This window comes from Oleiphilus sp. HI0043, assembly GCF_001634935.1.
Window position 1 is genome coordinate 1 of sequence record NZ_LWEY01001633.1, and the last position, 22,136, is coordinate 22,136.

Consider the following 22,136-nt stretch of genomic DNA (forward strand, 5'->3'; position numbering starts at 1 on the left):
ACCCCGTTATTATTTTCAACAATTCCCCCCATTTGGGTGATTGCTCTCAAATCACCAAACAATTATAAATAAGCACCCAAGCTAAAAATTTTCTGTAAATTGATCCCTGAACCTTAGTTCTTTAGAATTGCTCCCTGCGCTTAAACGACCTAAGCAATCTGACCACTAATCGATATACTTCCCTGCTTGGAGCTTCTATGACAACCCTCACGCTGTTTATCAGCGACAATTGGCTAAACCTACTAGCCATTATCTGGTTTTTAGTTTGCTTTAATGGCTATATGAAATACGCCAGTGCTCGAAGCTACCGAAGCACCGAAGACTCTCCGAGCCTTGCATCCGAACTTCACCAGTACCGGTTTCAGTGGATGCTCCGGGTCCTGACTAGAGAAATGAGAATCGCTGACAATGCTGCAATTGCGAACCTTGAAAAAGGTGTTTCTTTTTTTGCATCAACGACCATGCTTATTCTCGCTGGCTTAATAACCATCTTAGGCTCAACTGAAAAAGCAATACACCTCATAGAAGGGCTCCCCTTCGCAGTCCCCACCGATCGCTCGGAATGGGAGATCAAAGTCATTACGTTAATTTTTGTTTTTGTCTATGCCTTCTTCAAGTTTACCTGGAGCTTACGCCAATATGGTTTTGTAACCATTATGGTTGGCGGGGCGCCAACCCCTAGTGAAGACTGCAGTAATGAAGAGAGGGAGGCGCTTGCTTCACGCATGGCTTCCATGGCCTCCATGGCCGCTAACAACTTTAATAGTGGCTTACGCACTTACTATTTCTCTATCGCCATGCTGACCTGGTTTATCAACCCATGGGTATTTATGGTCGCCAGCACCCTTATTGTCTTTATTCTATTTCGTCGTGAATTTAAGTCATCCACACTTAAAATCCTGGTGGGTAAAGAAGAGCTGTCTCAAGCAATGCGCTAAAACTCAATAAAAAACAAAAAGTCACAAGTCTATTCTTTACCGATCGCGGGCTTTTTCTATACTCATTAGAACAAATATAAAACAAAGGCAATTGACCCGTAGGAGTTACAGGAATGTCTTTAGAATCGCTATTTAAAGGAAGCCCAAATTTACCCAACATCCCGAAAGTGGTGCAAGAACTGATCAAGCAGTTTAATGATCCTCATTCCAATGTTGATGAGATTTCAAAAAAAATACAGATGGACCAGGTCCTTTCTGCCAAAATTATGCGTCTAGCCAATTCCGCGCGCTATGGTGCAGGACGTAAGATCGCCTCAATCGACTCTGCAGTTGTGATGCTCGGCATCGATACCCTGAAAACCTTAGTCGTTGCCTCTGGTATTACTGGTGCTTTCCAAGACATCCCGGGCTTTGATAAAAAACAGTTCTGGCGTGATAGTTTCATGGTTGCCAGCATCAGCAAGCTAATTGCTAAACACACTGACTCAGACCCTGAAACAGCCTTCACAATCGGCATGATGCGTAACATCGGCGAGCTACTAATTCATATTTATCATGAAGAGTCTGCCGTTAAAATTGACAAGCTAGTTGAATCAGGCGCTAATCGAATTGACTTACAAGACAACCAGTTTGGCTATGACTTCACGCAAGCAGGCTCGGAACTTGCCAAACGCTGGAACTTCCCAACAGAAATTGTAAATGGAATACGTCAACAGGCTGCCCCTAACGACTTTGAAGAGTATTCCGCTTATTCAAGCATCGTTTACTTGGCCGACTACTTAAATGAAGCGTTTAAAGCCGAGCAAGAAAAGCAAGAAATTTTATCTCAGTTCCCGGTGGACATTGCTAAGCCAATTGATATCAATCTGGTATCTTTCTTCGAAGAGTTAGTTGAGCTTGCAGAAGCGGAAGATGATATTGAAGAGTTATTGAAAGACTAAGTCAGATAATCTCTCAAAAAGCGCTCATTTGAGCGCTTTTTCTTTGCCTAATAGAAAACCGAAAAGATCATTTTTTTGAATCGGCTACCATTAAAAACCATAACCTAAAGAAACATAAGAGGTTTCATCCATATGTAAGGCTATCAACTGGACCACCCAAAAACGCAAACCTAGCTCTAGACCTAAGCCTTCAATCTCGTTCTCATGCTGTCGTAGATTATCCTTGTCCAATATTAAATAAGACAAGCCCATATCAACTCCCATCAAAGAGAAGCCACTGGTGTAACTGAGGTTAATCTTTTCACCAAAATGCCCAAAACCACCTCGTAAAGTGATTCCTTCGTGCGCTGCACCCTGACGTTTAAAAAATGACATTCCCATATAATGGGTACGGCCAATCAAGTTATCATCAACAACATAGGTATAACGAGGCGTCCACCCCTCCAGGTCAGAGATATTTTTCCAGGAGAAGTCCTCCACACTTAAGTCGTCGAGCCCTAAGTGTTCCAACTTGAATTCAGCAAAAGCCAGTACCGGCGTAAGAACAAGAATCAGAGTAAGCAGTAGTTTTTTCATAAGATCTATTAGTGCATCCTTGACGCTAGCAAAGCCAGGGCGACTTAAATGCAAACGCTTTAAGCCAGCAACCCGAAACAACAAAGACTGAAAGACTACTATATAGTGAAGCCCTAAACCAAGAAGCAGCCACTCTAATTTTGAAGCAGTCGAAGTTTTAATAAGCATTGAGAGGGAAAACGGTAAGATTCAGGCAAAAAAAATCCCGGACAATGTCCGGGATAAATAAGTACACATGAAATCTAAACCTAAATTGAAGAAAGACGGGCCTGAATCGTCTCACCTAAATTCGATATAGTAATCATAGCCAATAAGTTATGAGCGGTCTGTTGGTAAACAATTGCAAAATGTAACGAATTGTTAACGTCTTCTATATTAATTTACTTGGTTTTATGGCAGAGAATAACGATAATGGTCGTTTCTTCTATTTGTGATAGACCTTCCATTATGGAAATAGAGCAGCTATTTACTCTAATAAAAAGCTTGACCAGCCAATCGAACATTAGAGAACTTGTCACAGCACTCGATGACATTCTTATCAATAATTTCGAACGCGTCGATTTGTCAGTTTATGAGCTACAAGCTACACGGCGCTCCAATCATAAAACGACCACACTTATCGGCATAGAGTGTAGCGGGAAGTCCAACGACATCTATTTAAATAACGACATGGACATGCTGTCGGCTTATATTTCTAAAGAAGAGGTATACAAGGTTGAAAGCAGAACGCGTTTTAAAATCGTCATTCCGGTAGTGTTATATGACAAAAGCGTGTCTCACCTGGTTGTTTTGCGCCACCGCTACGAGAACCAGGATATTAAAAACACTCTCGTAGGCTTTCTGCAAATCGCTGTCGATATCTTTCGCAACTTGCACGAAAAAGGCCATGACCCGCTTACACGCATCTTAAATCGTCAAGCTTTTGACCAAGTCTCTTCCGACCTTGCCTTTTCACAACACAATGTACTGCATGCAAAGGATACCAGCTTTAAAGCGATTGCCATTCTAGATATCGATAAATTCAAATCTATCAATGATCGCTTCGGCCATGCAATTGGTGACGAGACGCTAGTTCTATTTTCACAGACAGTCAGGTCCGTCCTCCGACAGCAAGACCTGTTTTTCCGCTACGGTGGTGAAGAGTTCGTGGTATTGGTAAAAGACGTTCAGAAAGAGCAAGCTTTGGTTGTTCTCGAACGCTGCAGAGCAGCGATAGAGGCTCGCCGCTTCCCTCAGGTTGGCCAGGTTACCGTTAGCATCGGCTTTGCCGACCTAAGCAAAAACGACCACCCTGTAGAAACACTCTCCAAAGCAGATAAAGCGCTCTACTACGCAAAACAAAATGGTCGTAACCAGGTTAACTCGTATGAAGTGCTATTAGAAAAAGGCTTACTTGAAGCCGTTGAACCCGTAGAGAGCTCTATCGACTTCTGGGATTAATCTCTGACGATCTAGACTCTGCCCCCAAAACAAACCATAACAACTAGAACAACTGTAACACTTATGCTTCAACCCTACTCTCTGATCAACTCTCACGGGAAGCCTCATTTAGGACGCTTCAAACACGCCGTCAATGAAATTAATATCAATGACGCAGATTATCGAACACCAATGAACAAACGCGCCAATAAGTGGCAGCGCCATTTCAATTTTAAACGCTTTCAATATTTCGGCGGCATAAGTGGTGACCTGATATTTGGCTGCGCATTAGCTGACTTACGCTATTTGGGCGCAGCTTTTGTCTATATCTATCGAACTTCAGATAAAAAAATGCTTACTTGGCAATTCAAAAAACCTTTTGCACTCGGGCTAGATATGACGAACCGTCCCGATAATGGCATATCAAGCTTCAAGTCAGGCAAGCATAGTATCAAAATGCGCTACCAACTTAACTCACAGGGCGAGCGGCGCAAAATACTCGAGATTGATTTTGGCTCGGAGCTCAACATTCAGGCCGAAACCATAGAGAAACCAAGCTTTGAGGAAATGGCTCTTTGTACACCGACCGCAGTCAATGGCTGGGTCTATGCTCAAAAAACGGCAGCACTTCCTGCTAGCGGTGAAGTTCACTGTGCTCTCGGCAAGTTCAAGCTAAATGAAATTGCTTGTTATGGGCATCATGACTTTTCGGCTGGGTACATGCGTCGAGAAACATTCTGGAACTGGGCATGCTTTTCCGGCGCATCTTACTCCACAGCCGATAGATCAGAAGATAAGCCACCGCTCGGGCTCAATGTGTCTTGGGGCGTCAATGAAACAGGCTATTCTGAAAACTGCTTTTGGGTTGGCGATAAGCTCCATCAACTACCTCAAGTTCAGTTCAGATATGACCGGGATGAAGAAAGCTCCGCGTGGAGAATCAGCTGTGAAAACGGACAGCTTGATCTAAGCTTTGTGCCTGAAGGAATGCATAAGGAACACCTCAATGCCGGTTTCATGGCCACAAACTTCAAACAAATATTCGGCAAGTTTAAGGGGCACTTAATCACCGCTGAAGGCAAACGCTACGAGATTGAATCTCAATATGGTTTTGTCGAAGATCAGTACTCTAAGTGGTAAACGTCCATACTAGACAATTTAATTACGACACATCAACAGCAAAAATAGACTTTTGATTTGACGCCTCTAGACATTAAGGGTACAACTGTAAGCTATATTACAGGAGTCTATTATGACTAAGCGCCAAGCAAACAAAACCAAGCACGACACAGCAAATGATAAAAGTGAGCTCCCCTCACTCTCAAAACAGCTATTAGAGCTACATTTAAAGCACGAACTTGAGTGCTTTAACTCCGATCGTTTTATTGAGCTATGCGATTCAGAGACTGAGTTTTTACTGAAAGCTGTAGGAGAAATCCATCTAAATAAGTTTGTCAGCGCTAAACAAATCAAACAAGTTATATACGAAAACGTCGTTAGCTCAAGTATTCCAGGTGCCATCGCCGAAGTTGCGGGTGAGGCAGCCGACACTCTATTTACATCAAAAAAACATCAAGAAACCTTACTGAACCAAATCATCAGCAAAAAAGACTTTGAAGAATTCATAGACAAAGCTTTAGAGCTAAAGGAGCAGCGAAACAAAGGCATAGACAAAGTAATTGAGCTACCGATATATGCCGAATTAATATCAGGCATTCTTTACCAAGCTATCCTTCGCTATATTTATGAAAGCAACCTAATCAGCAAGAACATTCCGGGCGTGTCCTCAATGCTCAAGATGGGAAGAAATGTAGTCAGCAAAGCTGCGCCAAAAATTGGCTCCGGAGTAGAGGAGAGCGTAAAAAGTTTTATTATCGACAGCCTCGACTTTATCCTGGACGAAAGCAAGAAGTTTCTAGAAGGCTCAGTAAGCGATGAGCAATTGCGCGACTCTGCAATGGAGCTATGGGAAGCGATTGAAAATAAACCCATGTCTGAATTTCAACAAGGTATGGACAGTTTAGATCTATCTGAATTTATCGCCTTAGGCTATGACTTCTGGCTTAAGTTTAGAAAAACAGATTATTTCATCAGCAGTTATGAAACCATCGTAGACTACTTCTTTAAGCGCTACGGCAGAAAAAACCTCGACGTCTTGCTCGAGGAATTTGATGTCTCAAAAGATAGAATTATTGCGCCCATAAAAATATTCGCACCCAAGGCTTTAGAAGCATTTAAAGAAAACGGCATTCTAGAGGAGCTTCTGAGACGCCATTTAGAAGATTTCTATAACTCTCAAACCGTCATAGATTTACTAGATTAGCCTATAAAATATTAAGGCGGGAAATTCCCGCCTTAATAGGTAGAAATAAGAAGCTCTACCCTACAACTTTTTTCTGTTGCTTAGATGCCTGACTAACTTATAGAAGAGAGGCGTTAAGAGTAAGCCAAAAACGGTAACCCCAATCATACCTGCAAATACAGCAACACCCATCGCCTCACGCATTTCTGCACCCGCTCCTGAACCCCACACCAAGGGCACCACCCCCATAATAAAAGCAAGCGAAGTCATTAAAATGGGGCGTAAACGCAAGCGGCTGGCTTCAAGCGTCGCCTCAAGCAACCCCATGCCACTATCTTCTTTCTCTTTGGCAAACTCAACGATAAGAATGGCGTTCTTCGCAGCCAGCCCAACCAGCACAATAAAACCTATTTGCGTGAAGATATTGTTAGTCAAACCCCACAAAATAATACCCGTCATCGCTGACAACAAAACCATTGGCACAATCAAGATAATCGCCAGTGGCAACGACCATGACTCATACTGCGCGGCCAACACTAGGAAGACCAGTAAAACAACCAAGGGGAAAATATAGATAGCCGTATTACCCGCTAGAATCTGCTGATACTTCAGATCTGTCCATTCATAAGCCATCCCATTTGGTAAAGAGCGGTCGAGAATAGCTGTGATGGCTGCTTCTGCTTGACCAGAACTATAACCGGGCTTGGCTTGTCCATTTAGGTCAGCCGCCGGATAGCCGTTGTACTTAGAAACGCGGTTTGGACCAGCGCCGTGCTGCACCGTTACAAACGAAGCAAGCGGCACCATTGATCCCTCACGGTTGCGCACTTTTAGCTTTTCCAGCTGCGTTTCATCTACTCTAAAGGCTTCATCGGCCTGCACATTGACCTGATAAGTGCGACCAAATAAATTGACATCATTGACATATACCGAGCCCATATAGGCTTGCAAGGTATCAAAAATATCTGATATCGCTACACCATGAACTTTAGCCTTCTCTCTATCAACGTTAATTTCTATTTGCGGTACATTAACCTGAAAGAAAGAGAAAACCTGTGTTAACTCTGGCGTTTGCCAGGCTTGGCCTACAACCTTTTGTGTTTCCTGAAACAAGCGTTCATAGCCCAGGTTTGCCCTATCCTCAATCTGCAGTTTAAAGCCACCAGTAGTGCCTAAACCGATAACGGGAGGCGGAGGAAAAATAACCGTAAAGGCTTCATCTATTCCCATAAACTGCCCCCATAAGGCACCAGCAATCGCGTCAGCACTCATATCAGGTGCTTGGCGTTCGTCAAAATGCTTTAGGGTGACAAAGACAACCCCCTCATTCGAGGATACCGTGAAGCCGTTAGGTGATAACCCGGGAAAAGCGACTGATGATTCTACTCCCGGATGCTCCAGGGCGATCGCTGACATTTTCTTAATCACCGCTTCAGTGCGATCCAAGCTTGATGCATCAGGTAACTGTGCAAAGGCAATCAAGTACATTTTGTCTTGAGCAGGAACAAACCCGGTGGGAGTTGTCTTAAATTGGTGCGAGGTTAATACCATCAAGCCTGCGTAAATCAAAACAACAATCACAGAAAGCCGGATTATGACTTTCAGTAAGGAGGTGTAACCTTCAGTCAAGGCACTAAAAAATTTATTAAACGGGCCAAAAATAATCTTACCAAACAAGGCGTCAATGATACGGCTCAGTCGGTCTTTCTTTGCATCATGGGGCTTTAATAACACCGCGGCCAAAGCCGGGCTAAGAGTTAGCGAATTGAAAGTCGATATAATTGTTGAAATAGCGATGGTTAGGGCAAATTGCTTGTAAAACTGCCCAGTCAAACCAGAGATGAAGGCTGTTGGAATAAATACAGCACTTAATACCAAGGAGGTAGCAATAATCGGCCCGGTCACCTCTCGCATAGCTTGCTTCGTGGCTTCAATAGAACTCTTTCCTAAAGCAATATTTCGCTCTACGTTTTCAACCACAACAATCGCATCATCTACTACGATACCGATAGCCAAGACTAATCCAAAAAGCGTTAGTGCATTTAAAGAAAAGCCAAACATGGCCATCACTGCAAATGTCCCAACTAAAGAAACAGGTACTGCAACTAAAGGAATAATTGATGCTCGCCATGTCTGCAAGAACAGTAAGACCACAATCACAACAAGCACCATGGCTTCAAGCAAAGTCATCACAACCGCTTCGATAGAACCTCGCACGAAAATGGTAGGATCATAGACGATGTTGTAATCAACACCCGCAGGGAAAGTCTTCTTCAATTCTTCCATACGCGCACGAACATCGTCTGAGATCTGGATCGCATTTGAGCCAGGGCGTTGAAAAATTGCAATGGCTGCGGCCTGCTTGTTATTTAGCAAGGATCTTAGCGCATAGGAATTTGAACCTAATTCAACTCGCGCGACATCTTTTAAGCGCGTGATGGCTCCGTTATCGCCAACACGCAGTACAACATCCTCAAATTCTTCTAAAGTCTCTAAACGACCTTTTACCTTTATCAACAGCTGAAACGGTGCTGCTTCCGCTCCGGGCGGCGCGCCAATTGTCCCTGCCGCGGCCTGACGGTTTTGTTCCCGTATGGCATTGATCACATCGCTGGTGGTCATACCCATCGCAGATACCTGCTCAGGATTCAGCCAGATACGCACAGAGTAATCCCCTGCACCAAATACTTGAGCATTTCCAACACCTTCTAGGCGAGCAAGTTCATCGCGCACTTTCAAGTTAGCAAAGTTAGACAGGTACAACATGTCATAGCTATCGTCAGGTGATAACAGATGCACGACCATCGTTAAGTCAGGTGAAGATTTGGTTGTGGTCACCCCCAAACGTTGAACGTCTTGCGGCAGCCTGGGAATCGCTCGCGAAACACGGTTTTGGACTTGTACCTGCGCATCATCGACATCAGTACCCAGCTCAAAGGTAACAGTAATTGCCAAGCTACCATCTGAGGTTGCTTGTGAGGACATATAAAGCATGCCTTCAACACCATTAATCGCCTGTTCCAATGGCGTAGCAACAGAGTCCGCCATCACTTCGGGGTTTGCGCCAGGATAGCTAGCATTAACCACAACGGTTGGCGGAACAACCTCTGGGTATTCTGTTATCGGCAATTGAAAGACGGCGATCAAGCCAGCTAGGAAGATCATCATCGAGAGCACGCCAGCAAAGATCGGGCGGCTAATAAAATATTGTGAAATACTCATTTTGGCTTGCCGCTCCTAGCCTTGGCTATTGTTAGTGGCTGGCGCCATATCTGCATCACTAGGTGATACCGGCATTCCAGGGAAAACATTTGGCAAGCCCTGCCCCTTGATAACAATCTTTTCACCAGCTTCCAGGCCACTCTTAATCGCCCTCAAACCCTTGAATTTAGGACCCAACTGAACAGGGCGATATTCCAAGATGTTGTTTTCTCCTAAAACCAATACATATTTATGACTAAGGTCTGTCACGACAGCTTTCTCATCAACAAGAATTCCTGGATAGCTCGCACCTATCTGCATATTAATCCGCGCAAACATCCCTGGCGTGAACTTACCATCTTCATTGCTAAATACTGCACGCAGTCGTATTGTACCCGTACTGATATCAACCTGATTATCAACAAAATCGATCACTCCCTGATGCGGATATGTAGTTTCACCCGCCAACCCCATAAATACAGGAATATTCATTTCATCCAAACGCTTGCCTTCTCCTAAGCTACGCAAACGAGCAAAGGTTTTTTCGTCAACATCAAAATATGCATGTGTTTTATCAGTAGAAACCAAGGTAGTCAGCACTGTGCTACCTGCAATGACCGAGCTCCCTTTTTTCACACGGGCATTAGAAACCTGGCCATCAAACTCAGCTTTTACGGTGGTGATTGCATCGAGGACTTTAGTTCGTTTCAAGTCTGCCTTCGCACTTTCTACTGCGGCAATAGCTTGAGTTAAGCGGGTGCGACTGTTATCGAGCTGCTCTTGAGAAATCGCGCTTTTCTTACGTAAACTTTCTGCTCGTTTTAAATCACGTTTAGATAATTCTATTTCCGCTACATTGCGTTTAACTTCCGCTTCCAGGCGCTGAACTTCTGCACGCACCGTTCGATAATCTACCTGAAATAGCAAGTCACCCTTCTTGACATAAGCTCCATCTTCAAAGCCTACCGATAGTATGTAACCAGAAGTGCGCGGCATGACGACAATACTGTCTGAAGCTTCTAGACGACCTGTATACTCCTTCCAGTCACTAACCTCGCCCTGTATTACCTCTGCAACGGTCACAGGAGGTGGCGGCATTGCGGCCATTGCTGCTTCAGGGTTTTCTTGATCTTTACCATTTTCACTACAAGCAACAACTGTTAAGCAAGTGACTATAACGACAAATAACCTGCTGATACCAAACCTTAAATTAAACGTACTCATTCGTTCTTCCATTACTTGTGTATTAATGTATTTGTTATAGAAACGGAGATACTACCAACTTCACCCAACGAATCCAGTACAGTGCTAGAATATGGCCTTTCAGAAAACTGATTTCTTTTTATAGAACAATCGTTATGCAAATGCCCGATACACAAGCTACTGAGCAATTATCCATTATCTTCCAAGATAAGTTCCTAATTGCTATACAAAAACCTGCAGGTTTACTGGTACACAAAAGTCCCATCGACAAGCATGAAACTAGCTATGCTATGAAAATATTGCGAAACCAGATTGATCAGTGGGTCTATCCGGTACACCGTTTGGATAAACCGACATCAGGGCTACTCCTATTTGCTCTGCATTCCGAGATCGCCTCTCAGCTTAGCTCAGATTTTGAAAACCGCTTGGTCAATAAGACATATCAAGCAATCGTTCGCGGGTATACTCCCACCAATGGAGAGATCAATCACCCTCTAAAAGAAATCGCAGTTTTCAAACACATGCAAAAACAACTTCAAAAAAAAGACCCTAAAGAAGCTGTCACACATTATGAACGAATGTGCAGTTTTGAGCTGCCATTCTCAGATGGGCGCTTCCCCAGTTCACGATACAGCCACATCCAACTGAAGCCCACAACCGGCAGAAAGCATCAAATTCGGCGCCACCTAAAACACATCAGCCACCCAATTATCGGTGATGTAAAATATGGGAAAGGTGAGCACAACCGTCTATTCAAAGAAAATTTTGATAGTCATCGTTTATTATTGGCAGCGACCAAACTTACGTTCAATCACCCAGTGACGGGGCAAAACGTGACATTAGAATGTCCGCTAGAAGAGAGCTTTACAAAGGCACTTACGAACTTGACACCTTACGAAGCAAAGCCTGATTAATAGTCAGGCACAAAAAAACCGATACACTTTCATGTATCGGTTTTTAGAACTTAGCTTTGCTTAAAGTGCAGCGTCCAATTCTGGAACAGCTTCAAACAAATCAGCAACCAAACCGTAATCAGCAACCTGGAAGATAGGAGCATCTTCGTCTTTGTTGATTGCAACGATTACTTTACTGCCTGACATACCTGCCAAGTGCTGGATAGCACCCGAGATACCAACAGCGATGTAAAGGTTAGGTGCAACAATCTTACCTGTTTGACCAACCTGCATATCGTTAGGTACGAAGCCAGCATCAACAGCGGCACGTGATGCACCTACAGCAGCGCCTAGCTTGTCAGCAACAGACTCAAGAATCTTGAAGTTGTCGCCATTTTGCATACCACGGCCACCAGAAATCACGATGTCAGCAGCAGTCAACTCTGGACGATCAGACTTAGCCATTTCTTCACCAACGAAGGTAGAGATGCCAGCATCCTGAACGTTATCAATAGCTTCAACAGCAGCAGAACCACCTTCAGCAGCAACAGGATCAAACGCAGTACCACGAACAGTGATTACTTTGATGCCGTCAGAAGACTGAACAGTAGCGATCGCATTACCTGCATAGATAGGACGAACGAAAGTATCAGCTGATTCAACTTTGATGATGTCAGAGATTTGCGCCACATCCAACAAAGCAGCTACACGTGGAAGGAAGTCCTTACCCGTAGTGCCCGCAGAAGTAACGATGTGAGAATAACCTTTACCAAGATCAGCAACTAGTAGAGATAAGTTCTCAGCTAGAGAGTGACCGTAGGCTGCATTATCTGCAACCAATACTTTAGCAACACCTTCAGCTTTAGCAGCTGCTTCAGCCGCCGCACCACAACCTTCGCCTGCAACTAGCACGTCGATGTCACCACCGATCGCTTTTGCTGCACTCAAAACGTTTAGGGTAACTGGCTTGATGCTACCGTTATCATGATCTGCAATTACTAGTATACTCATGTTAGATCACCTTCGCTTCAGTCTTAAGTTTGTCAACCAATTCAGCAACATCGGCAACTTTAATACCTGCTGAACGCGTAGCTGGCTCTTCAACCTTGGTAATCTTCAAGCTAGCAGCAACATCAACACCCAGGTCAGCTGGAGTTGTCATTTCAAGCGGCTTTTTCTTCGCTTTCATGATATTTGGAAGAGAAGCATAACGTGGCTCGTTCAAACGCAAGTCAGTTGTTACAACTGCTGGCAAGTTCAAACCAACTGTCATCAGACCACCATCAACTTCACGAGTAACATTTACTTTGTCGCCATCAACAACAACTTCAGAAGCAAACGTACCTTGAGGCATACCAGTCAATGCAGCAAGCATCTGACCAGTTTGGTTGTTATCAGAGTCGATAGACTGCTTACCAAGAATTACTAGCTGTGGCTCTTCTTTTTCAACAACAGACTTAAATAATTTTGCAGCTTGTAGAGACTGAACTTCTTCGTCAGTTTCAATCAGAATACCGCGATCCGCACCTAGCGCCAGGGCTGTACGAATTTGCTCTTGAGCAACTTTAGGACCAATAGAAACCACTACGATTTCACTTGCAACACCCTTCTCTTTCAAGCGAACCGCTTCTTCAACAGCGATTTCACAGAATGGGTTCATTGCCATTTTGATATTAGTAAGATCTACACCTGAATTATCAGGCTTAACTCGAACTTTGACGTTATAGTCAATAACTCGTTTAACAGCGACCAGAACCTTCATAGATTCCTCGTTAATTAACAATTGAATTTAGAGGTCTTATCATTCTTCAAAGTTTTACTTACCCAAGCATTCGCTAACTAATAAAAATTAACAATGACCGGTAAACCCTGAACAACGACCTAGATAGACCCAGATACAGGCGCGAAGCAAAAATATAATTTACACTACTTTAGTCCATTCGGGCTCTTAAGCGGTGTTTTATCAGCATTTAACCCTCGAAAAAACCAGCAAATACTCACTAGCCTTCCAAGATTAAATAAAATACAGCTTTCGCGAAGCGCATGATTCTGCCGATAAATCGCTTTTAGGTCAATAGTTGCACATTAAATCGCACCTATTTCAACACTCTTTTTCTATATTTTTATGCTCTAAATCAATTGCGAATACCAGGATAACAACTACCTTTTACATACATTGAATAAACAGGTAAAATTCAAACGTTTGTTTGAAACTCTCTTTGCAGCACAGGAAGCTAAAGTGGCTATATATTTAGTCAACATGCTAAAAGAGAGGTATTCATCACTACTTCCGTCACTGCCATATTGTGAATTAGCATAGTCAGAAAGACTGGGGGTGCGAATTTCAGCGAATAACTGTATAATTCGCGCGCCGTAAAAAAGCGGAAACTAAAAACTGCGCTCTGGTCCAGCTAAACAGGCTTAACATCAGGACGCTATATAACGTATATGCACGAGGAGACCTATTGTGGAACGTGAATCGATGGAGTTTGACGTACTCATTGTCGGCGGTGGCCCCGCTGGATTATCAGCAGCCTGTCGTCTAAGACAAATCGCTGAAGAGACTGGTAATGAAATCAGCGTATGCGTTGTAGAAAAAGGATCTGAGGTTGGCGCCCACATCCTGTCTGGCGCAGTTCTAGAACCAACAGCGTTAAATGAGCTGTTCCCTAATTGGAAAGAAATGGGCGCACCATTAAATACCGCTGTAACAGGTGATGAATTTTACTTCCTGACCAATCAGGAAAAGTCGGTAAAACTTCCAAACGCTTTTATCCCTAAACCTACACACAACGATGGCAACTATATTGTTAGCCTTGGCAACGTTTGCCGCTGGTTAGGCGAGCAAGCTGAAGGACTTGGCGTAGAAGTATACCCAGGCTTTGCTGCAGCAGAAGTTTTATACCATGAAGATGGTCGTGTAAAAGGTGTTGCTACTGGCGACATGGGCATCAGCGAAGACGGCCAACAAAAAGACTCTTACATGCCAGGCATGGAGTTACACGCTAAATACACAATGTTTGCTGAAGGTTGTCGTGGACATCTTGGCAAAGAAATCATCTCTAAGTTCAACCTAGATGAGGGAAAAGATCCTCAGCATTACGGTATCGGCATCAAGGAACTTTGGGATATCGACCCAGCTAAACACCGTGAAGGTACTGTTATGCACGGCCTGGGTTGGCCACTAAGCGAGTCTTCATCCACAGGCGGCTGGTTCCTTTACCACATTGAAAACAACCAAGTAGTACTCGGTTTAATTACTGACCTTAGCTATAGCAACCCACACGTATCACCTTTTGAAGAGATGCAACGTTGTAAGCTTAACCCTGTACTAAAAGATGCCTTAGAAGGCGGCAAGCGTGTTAGTTATGGCGCTCGAGCACTGATTAAAGGCGGCATCAATGCACTTCCCAAGATGTCATTCCCTGGCGGCATGTTAATTGGCTGTGACGCAGGAACAATGAACCCGCTGAAAATCAAAGGTTCTCACACAGCAATGAAGAGTGGCATGCTGGCTGCAGAAGCTGTTGCAGAGAAGCTTGCTGGCGGTGCAGAAGGCGAAGAAGCGACCAACTTTGAAGCGAAGTTCAAGAACAGCTGGCTACACGACGAACTGTACAACACGCGTAACTTCGTTGGCGTTATGCATAAGTTTGGCACTTACCTTGGTGCGGCTTATACATTTATCGACCAAAACATCTTTGGTGGTAAACTGCCTTTCAGCTTCAGCGATAAAACTTACGACCATGCTGCACTTAAGCCAGCAGCAGAATGCAAAAAGATCGACTACCCTAAGCCGGATAACAACATCACCTTTGACCGTCTTACTTCTGTATTCCTATCGAATACAAACCACGAAGAAGATCAAATGTGCCACTTAAAGCTTAAGGATGACTCTATCCCTCTTGGCCACAACCTGACTAAGTTTGATGAGCCTGCACAGCGTTATTGCCCAGCAGGTGTATATGAGATTGTAGAAGAAGATAACGGCGATAAGCGCTTCCAAATCAACTCTCAAAACTGTGTTCACTGTAAGACCTGTGATATCAAAGACCCTGCACAAAACATTACCTGGGTCACACCAGAAGGCGGCGGCGGTCCAAACTATCCGAATATGTAGATTCATATTCAAAGAAAAAGGCAGCCTAGGCTGCCTTTTTTATTTCCTTATGGGAAAGCGCTAACTAATGCAGCGACCCACCATCTGGCTGACCATCTTGAAGCGCAAGTTCTCTTCTTGCTCGCTCCATATCCAACTCATCAACGGGGCCACTCAAGTAATAAGGTAAGGTCGTCACACGCTGACTCAATTCTATCACTTTACTTTCAACCAAACGTTCAACTACTGAGTAAATAGTTTTCTCCAGGTTATCGGGAGGCGTCGAGTACTGAGCAGACAAGTGATCAATCAACTGCTGAAGGGTATGAAAGCCATCCGCTAACGAAACAACCAAACCTAGCCAGTCATCCAAAGGCGTTGTGTTGTCTATGTTTAAAATATCTACCAGAGCAACTCGCCCCTCTTTAGATGAGAAAGGTGCAATACGATAAAAAAACTGACTATTATCCATAAGTTCATATTCCAAGTAATCTTTGACGTATATTTAAACCTAATATCCACTTAACATATATACCCAATTTGAACCTTCACCTACCACCTCAGAACCTCAGTCTTCGAACACTGGTTCCTCAAACTCTTCAAACTCTTCAAACTCTTCAAACTCTTCAAACTCTTCAAACTCATAATGGTCTTTTTCATCCCTTTCATAATCAGATTACCGGCGACTCACCGTCCAAGAAATATAATAATCGATGGTATGGCAGAGCCTCTATACAGAGACTTATGGACAAAGGCTTCATGTTGGGCGCCAGCTATTACTTCAAGCAAGCATCTTCTATAACAAGAGAGCCGATCAGAAAGCTCGGATTGAGCACAACTTGGGTACCTAATCGAAAGCGCAGTTACAGCTTGCTCTCCGGATTTGGTTTGAGCGAATCCAGCTCAGACTGATCCCTGGGTATCCAAAGTAGCTTTAAGTTCTAAATTCAGTTGAGGTCCAAACAACTGAGCTCAACAAGGCAAAAATAAAAAACCCGCATAAGCGGGCTTTTGAATATCACATTAAGTTTGGCTTATTGCCAAATAATCTTCTGCTTACTGCCATACCATCCGTCTTGAGAAGGTGCGTAAACATCTTCGATTACATTACGCTTAATTTTCATTGTCGGCGTCAGGAACTCATTTTCAATCGTCCACTGCTGATTCACAACAACCATAAATTGCAGCGCCTCATGCGGGTCAACCGAAGCATTAACCTCTTTCATTAAGGCTTCCAATTCCGGCTCAACCTGCTTACGGAAAGACTCATCACCCTGCTTAGCAAAAGTTTCATCCGAAAGCATCAACAAAGCATAAGGCTGAGGCTGTTCAGCACCAGCAACACAGACCATCTCTAAAGAATCATGACCAACAATCTTGTTTTCAATTGGCGCTGGAGCAACATACTTACCTTTACTGGTCTTAAAGATTTCCTTAATACGACCAGTAATACGCAAGCGACCCATGCTATCAATTTCACCCTTATCACCAGTCAGCAAGAAGCCATCCTCGGTAAAGGTTTCTTTGGTCTTTTCTTCGTCTTTATAGTAGCCCATCATCGTAGCAGGGCTCTTGACCTCGATCTCACCAATTTCTGAAATACGCTGTTCAACACCCGGCATCGGCTCACCTACATAACCAACCTTTGAGCGGCCTGGCAATGAGATATGAGAATATGCAAAATTCTCAGACATACCGTAACCTTCTAGCAATTCCAGACCCAGGTTACGATACCAATTAATGATATCACCTGATAACGGCGCCGAACCACTTCCAGCAAAACGGCAGTATTCCAAGCCCAGAGCAGTCAATACTTTCTTCTTGACCAAACCAGACACAATTGGAATCTTAAGCAAACGATTTAGTTTCTTAGGAGGCATCTTCTTAAAGATACCTAGTTGGAACTTGGACCACAGGCGTGGAACAGAAATAAAGACCGTTGGTTTAGCACGACGCAAGTCGTCCAGGAAGGTATCCAAAGCATCAGCAAAAAATAACTGAGCACCTATATGGATAGAGGACTGCTCAACCGCAAAACGTTCAAACACGTGCGCCAGTGGCAAGTAAGATAACATTCTATCAGTAGGCTTTATATCCAAAGCTTGTGCAACACCGCTTGCTGCAATACCTAAGGCCTCAAATGACAACATAACGCCTTTTGGCTTGCCGGTTGAACCCGATGTATAAACAATCGTCGCTAACTCGTCAGCATCCCGAACAGTATCTTCTTGTATCGGAGCATGCTCAGCAACCAGGTTATCCCAGCTTGGGTAATCTGTTTTTGGACTTAGAGGATAAGAAACACAAGGTAAATCATCTGGCACACCAGGTTTCATCATTTCCCAGTCGTCCAGTTTACCAACAAATAACAACTGCGTTTCACTGTGCTCAAGGATATACTTAACCGTTTCAGCATTTAGCGTAGGGTAAAGAGGTACACATATATGACCCGCCATCCAGATCGCCAGATCACTCATGATCCAATGCGCACAGTTCTTCGAAAGAATACCGATTCGACTTTTTGGTGGTAAATCTAAAGATTTAATATAGCTAGCCATCCTTCTGGCCTCGCCAACTGCTCGGTTCCAGGTATATTCCTGAACCACGCCGTTACCCATTGGCTGAGTTAGATAAATATCATCCGCTTTTGCTTTTTCCCAGCGATATACCTGCTCAAGAGGCAGCTTTACTTTCTTCAAAGAGGTCATGGTGATGTCTGTAGCCCTATTGTATTTAGTTTAGAAATTCCGTCTTTCAACTTAGATTTATACCCGAAGCTGATCATAATAAAAGGTGTGAACAAAAATTAAAATAAAAAACTGTAAAACACCCGAAAAACTTAGTAATTTATGGCTCCTTTATGCAGATAGCCAATACTCACAACTACTCAGTAAACACATACGGAATGATCTGATTGTTTTTTGAGGTCTCATGAAAGCCGAAGTAACAGAAAACGACTCGGAGTCACGCTCCCATTCAATCAATAATAGTCAAAGCGTGCTATTCTGCAAGCAGTGCAAGCATGGCCACATGATACCCTCATCCGAAGAGGGCGACCCAGGAGCCCATAAAAGAACTTATTTATATATATAAGTCCAAGAAGCTTTTAATTGCGTCACGCACGTCACTGCCACTATCCCCTAGTAACAAGACATTCAAAACAATAGATACCACCATCACAACCGCAAGCAGTATCGTTAACCAATTCACTCGCTGATACTTTATTACTGTCTCTTTTTGAACAATTTCCGGGGCATCTTCTCGAGGAGATTCAATGACTTTCGTCTTTTCCTCCTCCTGAAGCGGCAAAAGCTCGGACAAGACAGACTCAACGCTTTGCGGTCTCTGTTCTCGGCGACGTGACAGCATGCGACCAACTATTTGCTGAATATCAACGGGTAATTTAATGAATATCTGGGTCTTAACCAGGTTGCCATCCTTAAATGCTGGAGGAACCCCCGTTAATGCATGATAAAAAATTGCGCCAAGCGAAAAAATATCAGATAACTCGTCCTTTCGATCATCAGCATCTCCATACCAGTTACCATCTCGCTCTTTGACACGATAATGCTCATCCAAACCAAAGTCTGTCAATTTAACCTGGAAATCTGAAGTCAACAAAACATTGCTAGGACGCAAATTGCCATGGCAAACCCTATTTTGATGCGCAAACGCCAAACCTCTACAAATTTGAACCGCCGTATTCAAAAACATCTGCATTCCCATAGGTTCAATCAAGCGGTCCTGCAGACTGCCACCCGAGACATATTCCATAACAACAATGAATACACTATCGTTCTTGGATGTTCCTAGAATATTAACCAGATTCGGATGCTTCAAACTGTGAAGCATTTTTGCCTCACGATACCCCGTAAAAGTAGAGGTACGCTTCTTAATTACCAGAAGCTTGTGAGAGGACTTATCTTCATACAAATAAACCGCGCCAAATTTGTCTTCCTGCATAACATCAAGTAAGCCAAATTTTTGCTGAATAGAGGCTAAGCCTTCTCCTGCCCGATTCACTTGTTCCTCAGCAATATGCTGACCTTTCATCGCCAAAAGCAACTGAGTCCGGACCTGCTCTACAGACTGAGGACGTTCAGCAGGGTCAACAGCAAGACACTGATGAATAAGGTTTTCAAGGGCTGGAGTTATATTGGCATCAATCTGAGCCATTGGAGGCGCATTGGGTAGTGGCAAGGTACTGGTGAATAATTCATACATCACCACTCCCAGCGAATAAACGTCACTCAAAGTAGAGGTAAAGGCGATGCCTTTGTGCTGCTCAGGAGCCATATAGGCTTCTGTTCCCATGATTAAGCGCGTTTCATCAGGGTTCATATCTTTATCGGCTTCAAAAAAAGAAGCGATACCGAAATCTAAAAGACGCGCAAAGCCCTCTCTATCGATGATGACATTTGCCGGTTTGATATCTCGATGAATAACATCAAATTTATGCGCATAGGCGATTCCTTTACACATTTGAATAGCGATATCGACTTTTTGGTTAAAATCAAACTTCCGCTCAGTAATCGCGTCCGCTAAGTTTATGCCCTCAACGAATTCCATCACGAATACAGGGCGCCCCTTGCTTGTCGTTCCACGATCGATAACATGTATTATGTTGGGGTGGTTCAAACGGGCGATAATTAAGCTTTCTCGCTTAAAACGCTTTATGACTGAGGGATTATCTGAAAGCGTTGCCGACAGAACTTTAATCGCAACTGGACGATTCAGCGACAACTGCATACCACGATATACCGTGGCCATGCCTCCTTCACCAATTTTGTCTTGGTACGCGTAACGACCCTCTTTCATATTGTTCTTCCGTCCTTAGAAACTAGATAAAGAAAATCAAAAACACTATTGCGAACAAGACCAAAGCCAACATCATCGACCTACCTTTGAGATGACGCAAATAAGCTCTTTTATCAAACGCGTGGCGGTAAGTACCTTCAAGCTTAGGCGGGACGATGCTTGCAGTTTTGTTTTTAGATTTAGAGTTAAAATCCGACGCCCGAATTTGACGGACATCTTCCTGAAACTGAATTAAAGAAAAGCTCACGTTATCTGGTGCGCCTGCCTCCAACACCAAATCTAATAGTGTCTCTCCAGCCTCATCCAAAGAAGGGCTATCACAAACTGTTTGAAAGATCGTACTTTCTTCCAATGGACCAGACAAACCGTCTGTACATAAAAGCAGGATATCACCTTCGTGCAATTCGCCTAAAACCTTGGGAATTTTTTCCAGATTCATCTGTCCCATCGCTTGAGTCAGCTCATGCTGCCCAGCATGAGTCCGAGATTCACCTTCAGAAATAATACCCTGTTGAAGTAACTCATTAGCAAGATTGTGGTCTGTGGATAATTGAGACAGACCCTCACTATCTATCAAATAGGCACGACTATCCCCAACCCAGGCTAGCTCAAATTGATGCCCATGAAACAGACTAACCACAACAGTGCTAGCCATTCCCTCCAATTCTTGCTGACTTCGTGCCGCAGATATCAGTGCAGAATTTGCATCTTCAACAGACTCTCGCAGCGACTTTCCCTGACGAATCCGTCGTTCAATTGTTTGAACGACTAATTGACTCGCGACATCACCATGCGCATTTCCGCCGACGCCATCAGCAACCACCCACAGGCCCAGAGTTTCATTGGCTACAACGCTATCTTCATTTCTTTCACGAACCAAGCCCTGATGGCATACGGAGGTTGATTTCAACATGATGGGTCAGTACACACCTTATTACTTTATGGATACCACACAGCCTCCGTAGTTATCCGAAGCTTATGGCATATATTTTTTGTTTTCCTTAGCTTCAGTATAGCCAGCTCACAAAGACTAAGCACCTGAAAATACTAAATTTCTATTTCGTATATTATTTTTTCAATCAGTTACATAAATCTTAAGGGGAAAATTCGAAGAGCTGGAACTTAAGACTATACTCAACATAACGTGGAAAATTTAATACTTATCACCAGTCAATAAACGAGTACAAGAGTTCTATGCTTAAGCTTCAGTTCAGGGATCGCCGAAGAGAGTCCGTATGGTTAGTTGATCAGAATTTTACGATCGGTAAAGCTGCGGACAACAGCCTAATGATAAACGAGAAAGATATTCTCGACCATCATATCCAAATTACCAACACACAAGAAAAACTGAGCCTAAATAATGTCTCGTCGAGCTCAAACGTGTTACTCAATGATAAGCCTGTCGCGACGAATACAAGCCTCAAAGCTGGAGACGTCATCACCATTGGCTCTATTGAACTGGAACTAATCGACCCAAAGTCTGTGAATGAACAGAGCAATGCAGGTTCCACGACAAACTACTCTGCGGGTTGGTCTATCTACTCTAGCGCAAGCTGGCTAGACCAAAGCCGTTTTGTCATCAATAAACGCGTCGTTATTGGTCGAGACCCAAGCTGCGACATAACGCTACCTCTGGAACACCTTTCCAGAAAGCACGTAGCATTAGAAGTTAAAAGTGGCCAGCTATACATGGAAGATCTCGACTCCTCCAACGGCACCTTTTTAAATGGTAGACAAGTAAAACAA

General features: G+C 43.6%; 17 protein-coding genes. 8 read left to right on the plus strand and 9 right to left on the minus strand.

Annotated elements, in window-relative coordinates; translation table 11 throughout:
• Positions 1–197: 197 nt before the first annotated feature.
• Positions 198–938: a DUF599 domain-containing protein gene (locus tag A3729_RS24765; protein ID WP_068514659.1), complete on the plus strand. Its 741-nt coding sequence runs from the start codon at positions 198–200 to the stop codon at positions 936–938.
• A gap of 113 nt (positions 939–1,051) precedes the next feature.
• Positions 1,052–1,879, plus strand: coding sequence for an HDOD domain-containing protein (locus tag A3729_RS24770; RefSeq protein ID WP_068634391.1), 828 nt, complete (start codon positions 1,052–1,054; stop codon positions 1,877–1,879).
• 90 nt (positions 1,880–1,969) lie between these two features.
• On the opposite strand, the gene A3729_RS24775 is transcribed toward A3729_RS24770, so the two are convergent.
• Positions 1,970–2,455 (minus strand): hypothetical protein, encoded by a 486-nt coding sequence (locus A3729_RS24775; protein WP_156490441.1) that lies wholly within the window; start codon positions 2,453–2,455, stop codon positions 1,970–1,972.
• A 411-nt stretch (positions 2,456–2,866) separates the two neighbouring features.
• On the opposite strand from A3729_RS24775, the gene A3729_RS24780 reads away from it, so the two are divergent.
• The 3 genes from A3729_RS24780 to A3729_RS24790 all read left to right on the plus strand — a co-directional run bounded on the left by A3729_RS24780 (position 2,867) and on the right by A3729_RS24790 (position 6,197).
• Positions 2,867–3,895, plus strand: a complete 1,029-nt coding sequence (locus A3729_RS24780; RefSeq protein WP_068514654.1) for a GGDEF domain-containing protein — start codon at positions 2,867–2,869, stop codon at positions 3,893–3,895.
• A gap of 63 nt (positions 3,896–3,958) precedes the next feature.
• Positions 3,959–5,014: a DUF2804 domain-containing protein gene (locus A3729_RS24785; RefSeq protein ID WP_068508373.1), complete on the plus strand. Its 1,056-nt coding sequence runs from the start codon at positions 3,959–3,961 to the stop codon at positions 5,012–5,014.
• A 112-nt stretch (positions 5,015–5,126) separates the two neighbouring features.
• On the plus strand, positions 5,127–6,197 hold the full coding sequence (locus A3729_RS24790; protein ID WP_068508376.1) for a hypothetical protein: 1,071 nt from the start codon (positions 5,127–5,129) through the stop codon (positions 6,195–6,197).
• 60 nt (positions 6,198–6,257) lie between these two features.
• Here A3729_RS24790 and A3729_RS24795 read toward each other — a convergent pair whose 3' ends face one another.
• The gene (locus A3729_RS24795; protein ID WP_068508378.1) at positions 6,258–9,398 is read right to left on the minus strand and encodes an efflux RND transporter permease subunit; all 3,141 of its coding nucleotides are present in this window, start codon (positions 9,396–9,398) and stop codon (positions 6,258–6,260) included.
• Between the two features lie 15 nt (positions 9,399–9,413).
• Positions 9,414–10,601, minus strand: a complete 1,188-nt coding sequence (locus tag A3729_RS24800; protein ID WP_068508381.1) for an efflux RND transporter periplasmic adaptor subunit — start codon at positions 10,599–10,601, stop codon at positions 9,414–9,416.
• Between the two features lie 134 nt (positions 10,602–10,735).
• Between A3729_RS24800 and A3729_RS24805 the strand changes: the two genes are divergently transcribed.
• A complete protein-coding gene (locus A3729_RS24805; protein ID WP_231872206.1) occupies positions 10,736–11,494 on the plus strand; it encodes a pseudouridine synthase in 759 nt (252 codons plus the stop codon).
• A 60-nt stretch (positions 11,495–11,554) separates the two neighbouring features.
• Here A3729_RS24805 and A3729_RS24810 read toward each other — a convergent pair whose 3' ends face one another.
• Positions 11,555–12,484, minus strand: coding sequence for an electron transfer flavoprotein subunit alpha/FixB family protein (locus A3729_RS24810; RefSeq protein ID WP_068508383.1), 930 nt, complete (start codon positions 12,482–12,484; stop codon positions 11,555–11,557).
• Between the two features lies 1 nt (position 12,485).
• Complete coding sequence (locus A3729_RS24815; protein ID WP_068508385.1) at positions 12,486–13,235, minus strand: electron transfer flavoprotein subunit beta/FixA family protein; 750 nt, start codon at positions 13,233–13,235, stop codon at positions 12,486–12,488.
• 705 nt (positions 13,236–13,940) lie between these two features.
• Between A3729_RS24815 and A3729_RS24820 the strand changes: the two genes are divergently transcribed.
• Complete coding sequence (locus tag A3729_RS24820) at positions 13,941–15,593, plus strand: electron transfer flavoprotein-ubiquinone oxidoreductase (protein WP_068508388.1); 1,653 nt, start codon at positions 13,941–13,943, stop codon at positions 15,591–15,593.
• Positions 15,594–15,657: 64 nt separating this feature from the next.
• On the opposite strand, the gene A3729_RS24825 is transcribed toward A3729_RS24820, so the two are convergent.
• The 4 genes from A3729_RS24825 to A3729_RS24840 all read right to left on the minus strand — a co-directional run bounded on the left by A3729_RS24825 (position 15,658) and on the right by A3729_RS24840 (position 21,303).
• A complete protein-coding gene (locus A3729_RS24825; protein WP_068508390.1) occupies positions 15,658–16,044 on the minus strand; it encodes a PqqD family protein in 387 nt (128 codons plus the stop codon).
• A 562-nt stretch (positions 16,045–16,606) separates the two neighbouring features.
• Entirely contained in the window at positions 16,607–18,280 is a 1,674-nt protein-coding gene (locus A3729_RS24830; protein WP_068508392.1) for an AMP-binding protein, read from the minus strand.
• Between the two features lie 373 nt (positions 18,281–18,653).
• Positions 18,654–20,390, minus strand: a complete 1,737-nt coding sequence (locus A3729_RS24835) for a serine/threonine-protein kinase (protein ID WP_068553013.1) — start codon at positions 20,388–20,390, stop codon at positions 18,654–18,656.
• A 22-nt stretch (positions 20,391–20,412) separates the two neighbouring features.
• The gene (locus tag A3729_RS24840) at positions 20,413–21,303 is read right to left on the minus strand and encodes a PP2C family serine/threonine-protein phosphatase (RefSeq protein WP_068508396.1); all 891 of its coding nucleotides are present in this window, start codon (positions 21,301–21,303) and stop codon (positions 20,413–20,415) included.
• 281 nt (positions 21,304–21,584) lie between these two features.
• On the opposite strand from A3729_RS24840, the gene A3729_RS24845 reads away from it, so the two are divergent.
• Positions 21,585–22,136, plus strand: a 552-nt coding sequence (locus tag A3729_RS24845; protein ID WP_156498118.1) for an FHA domain-containing protein, incomplete at its 3' end; no start/stop codon positions are given.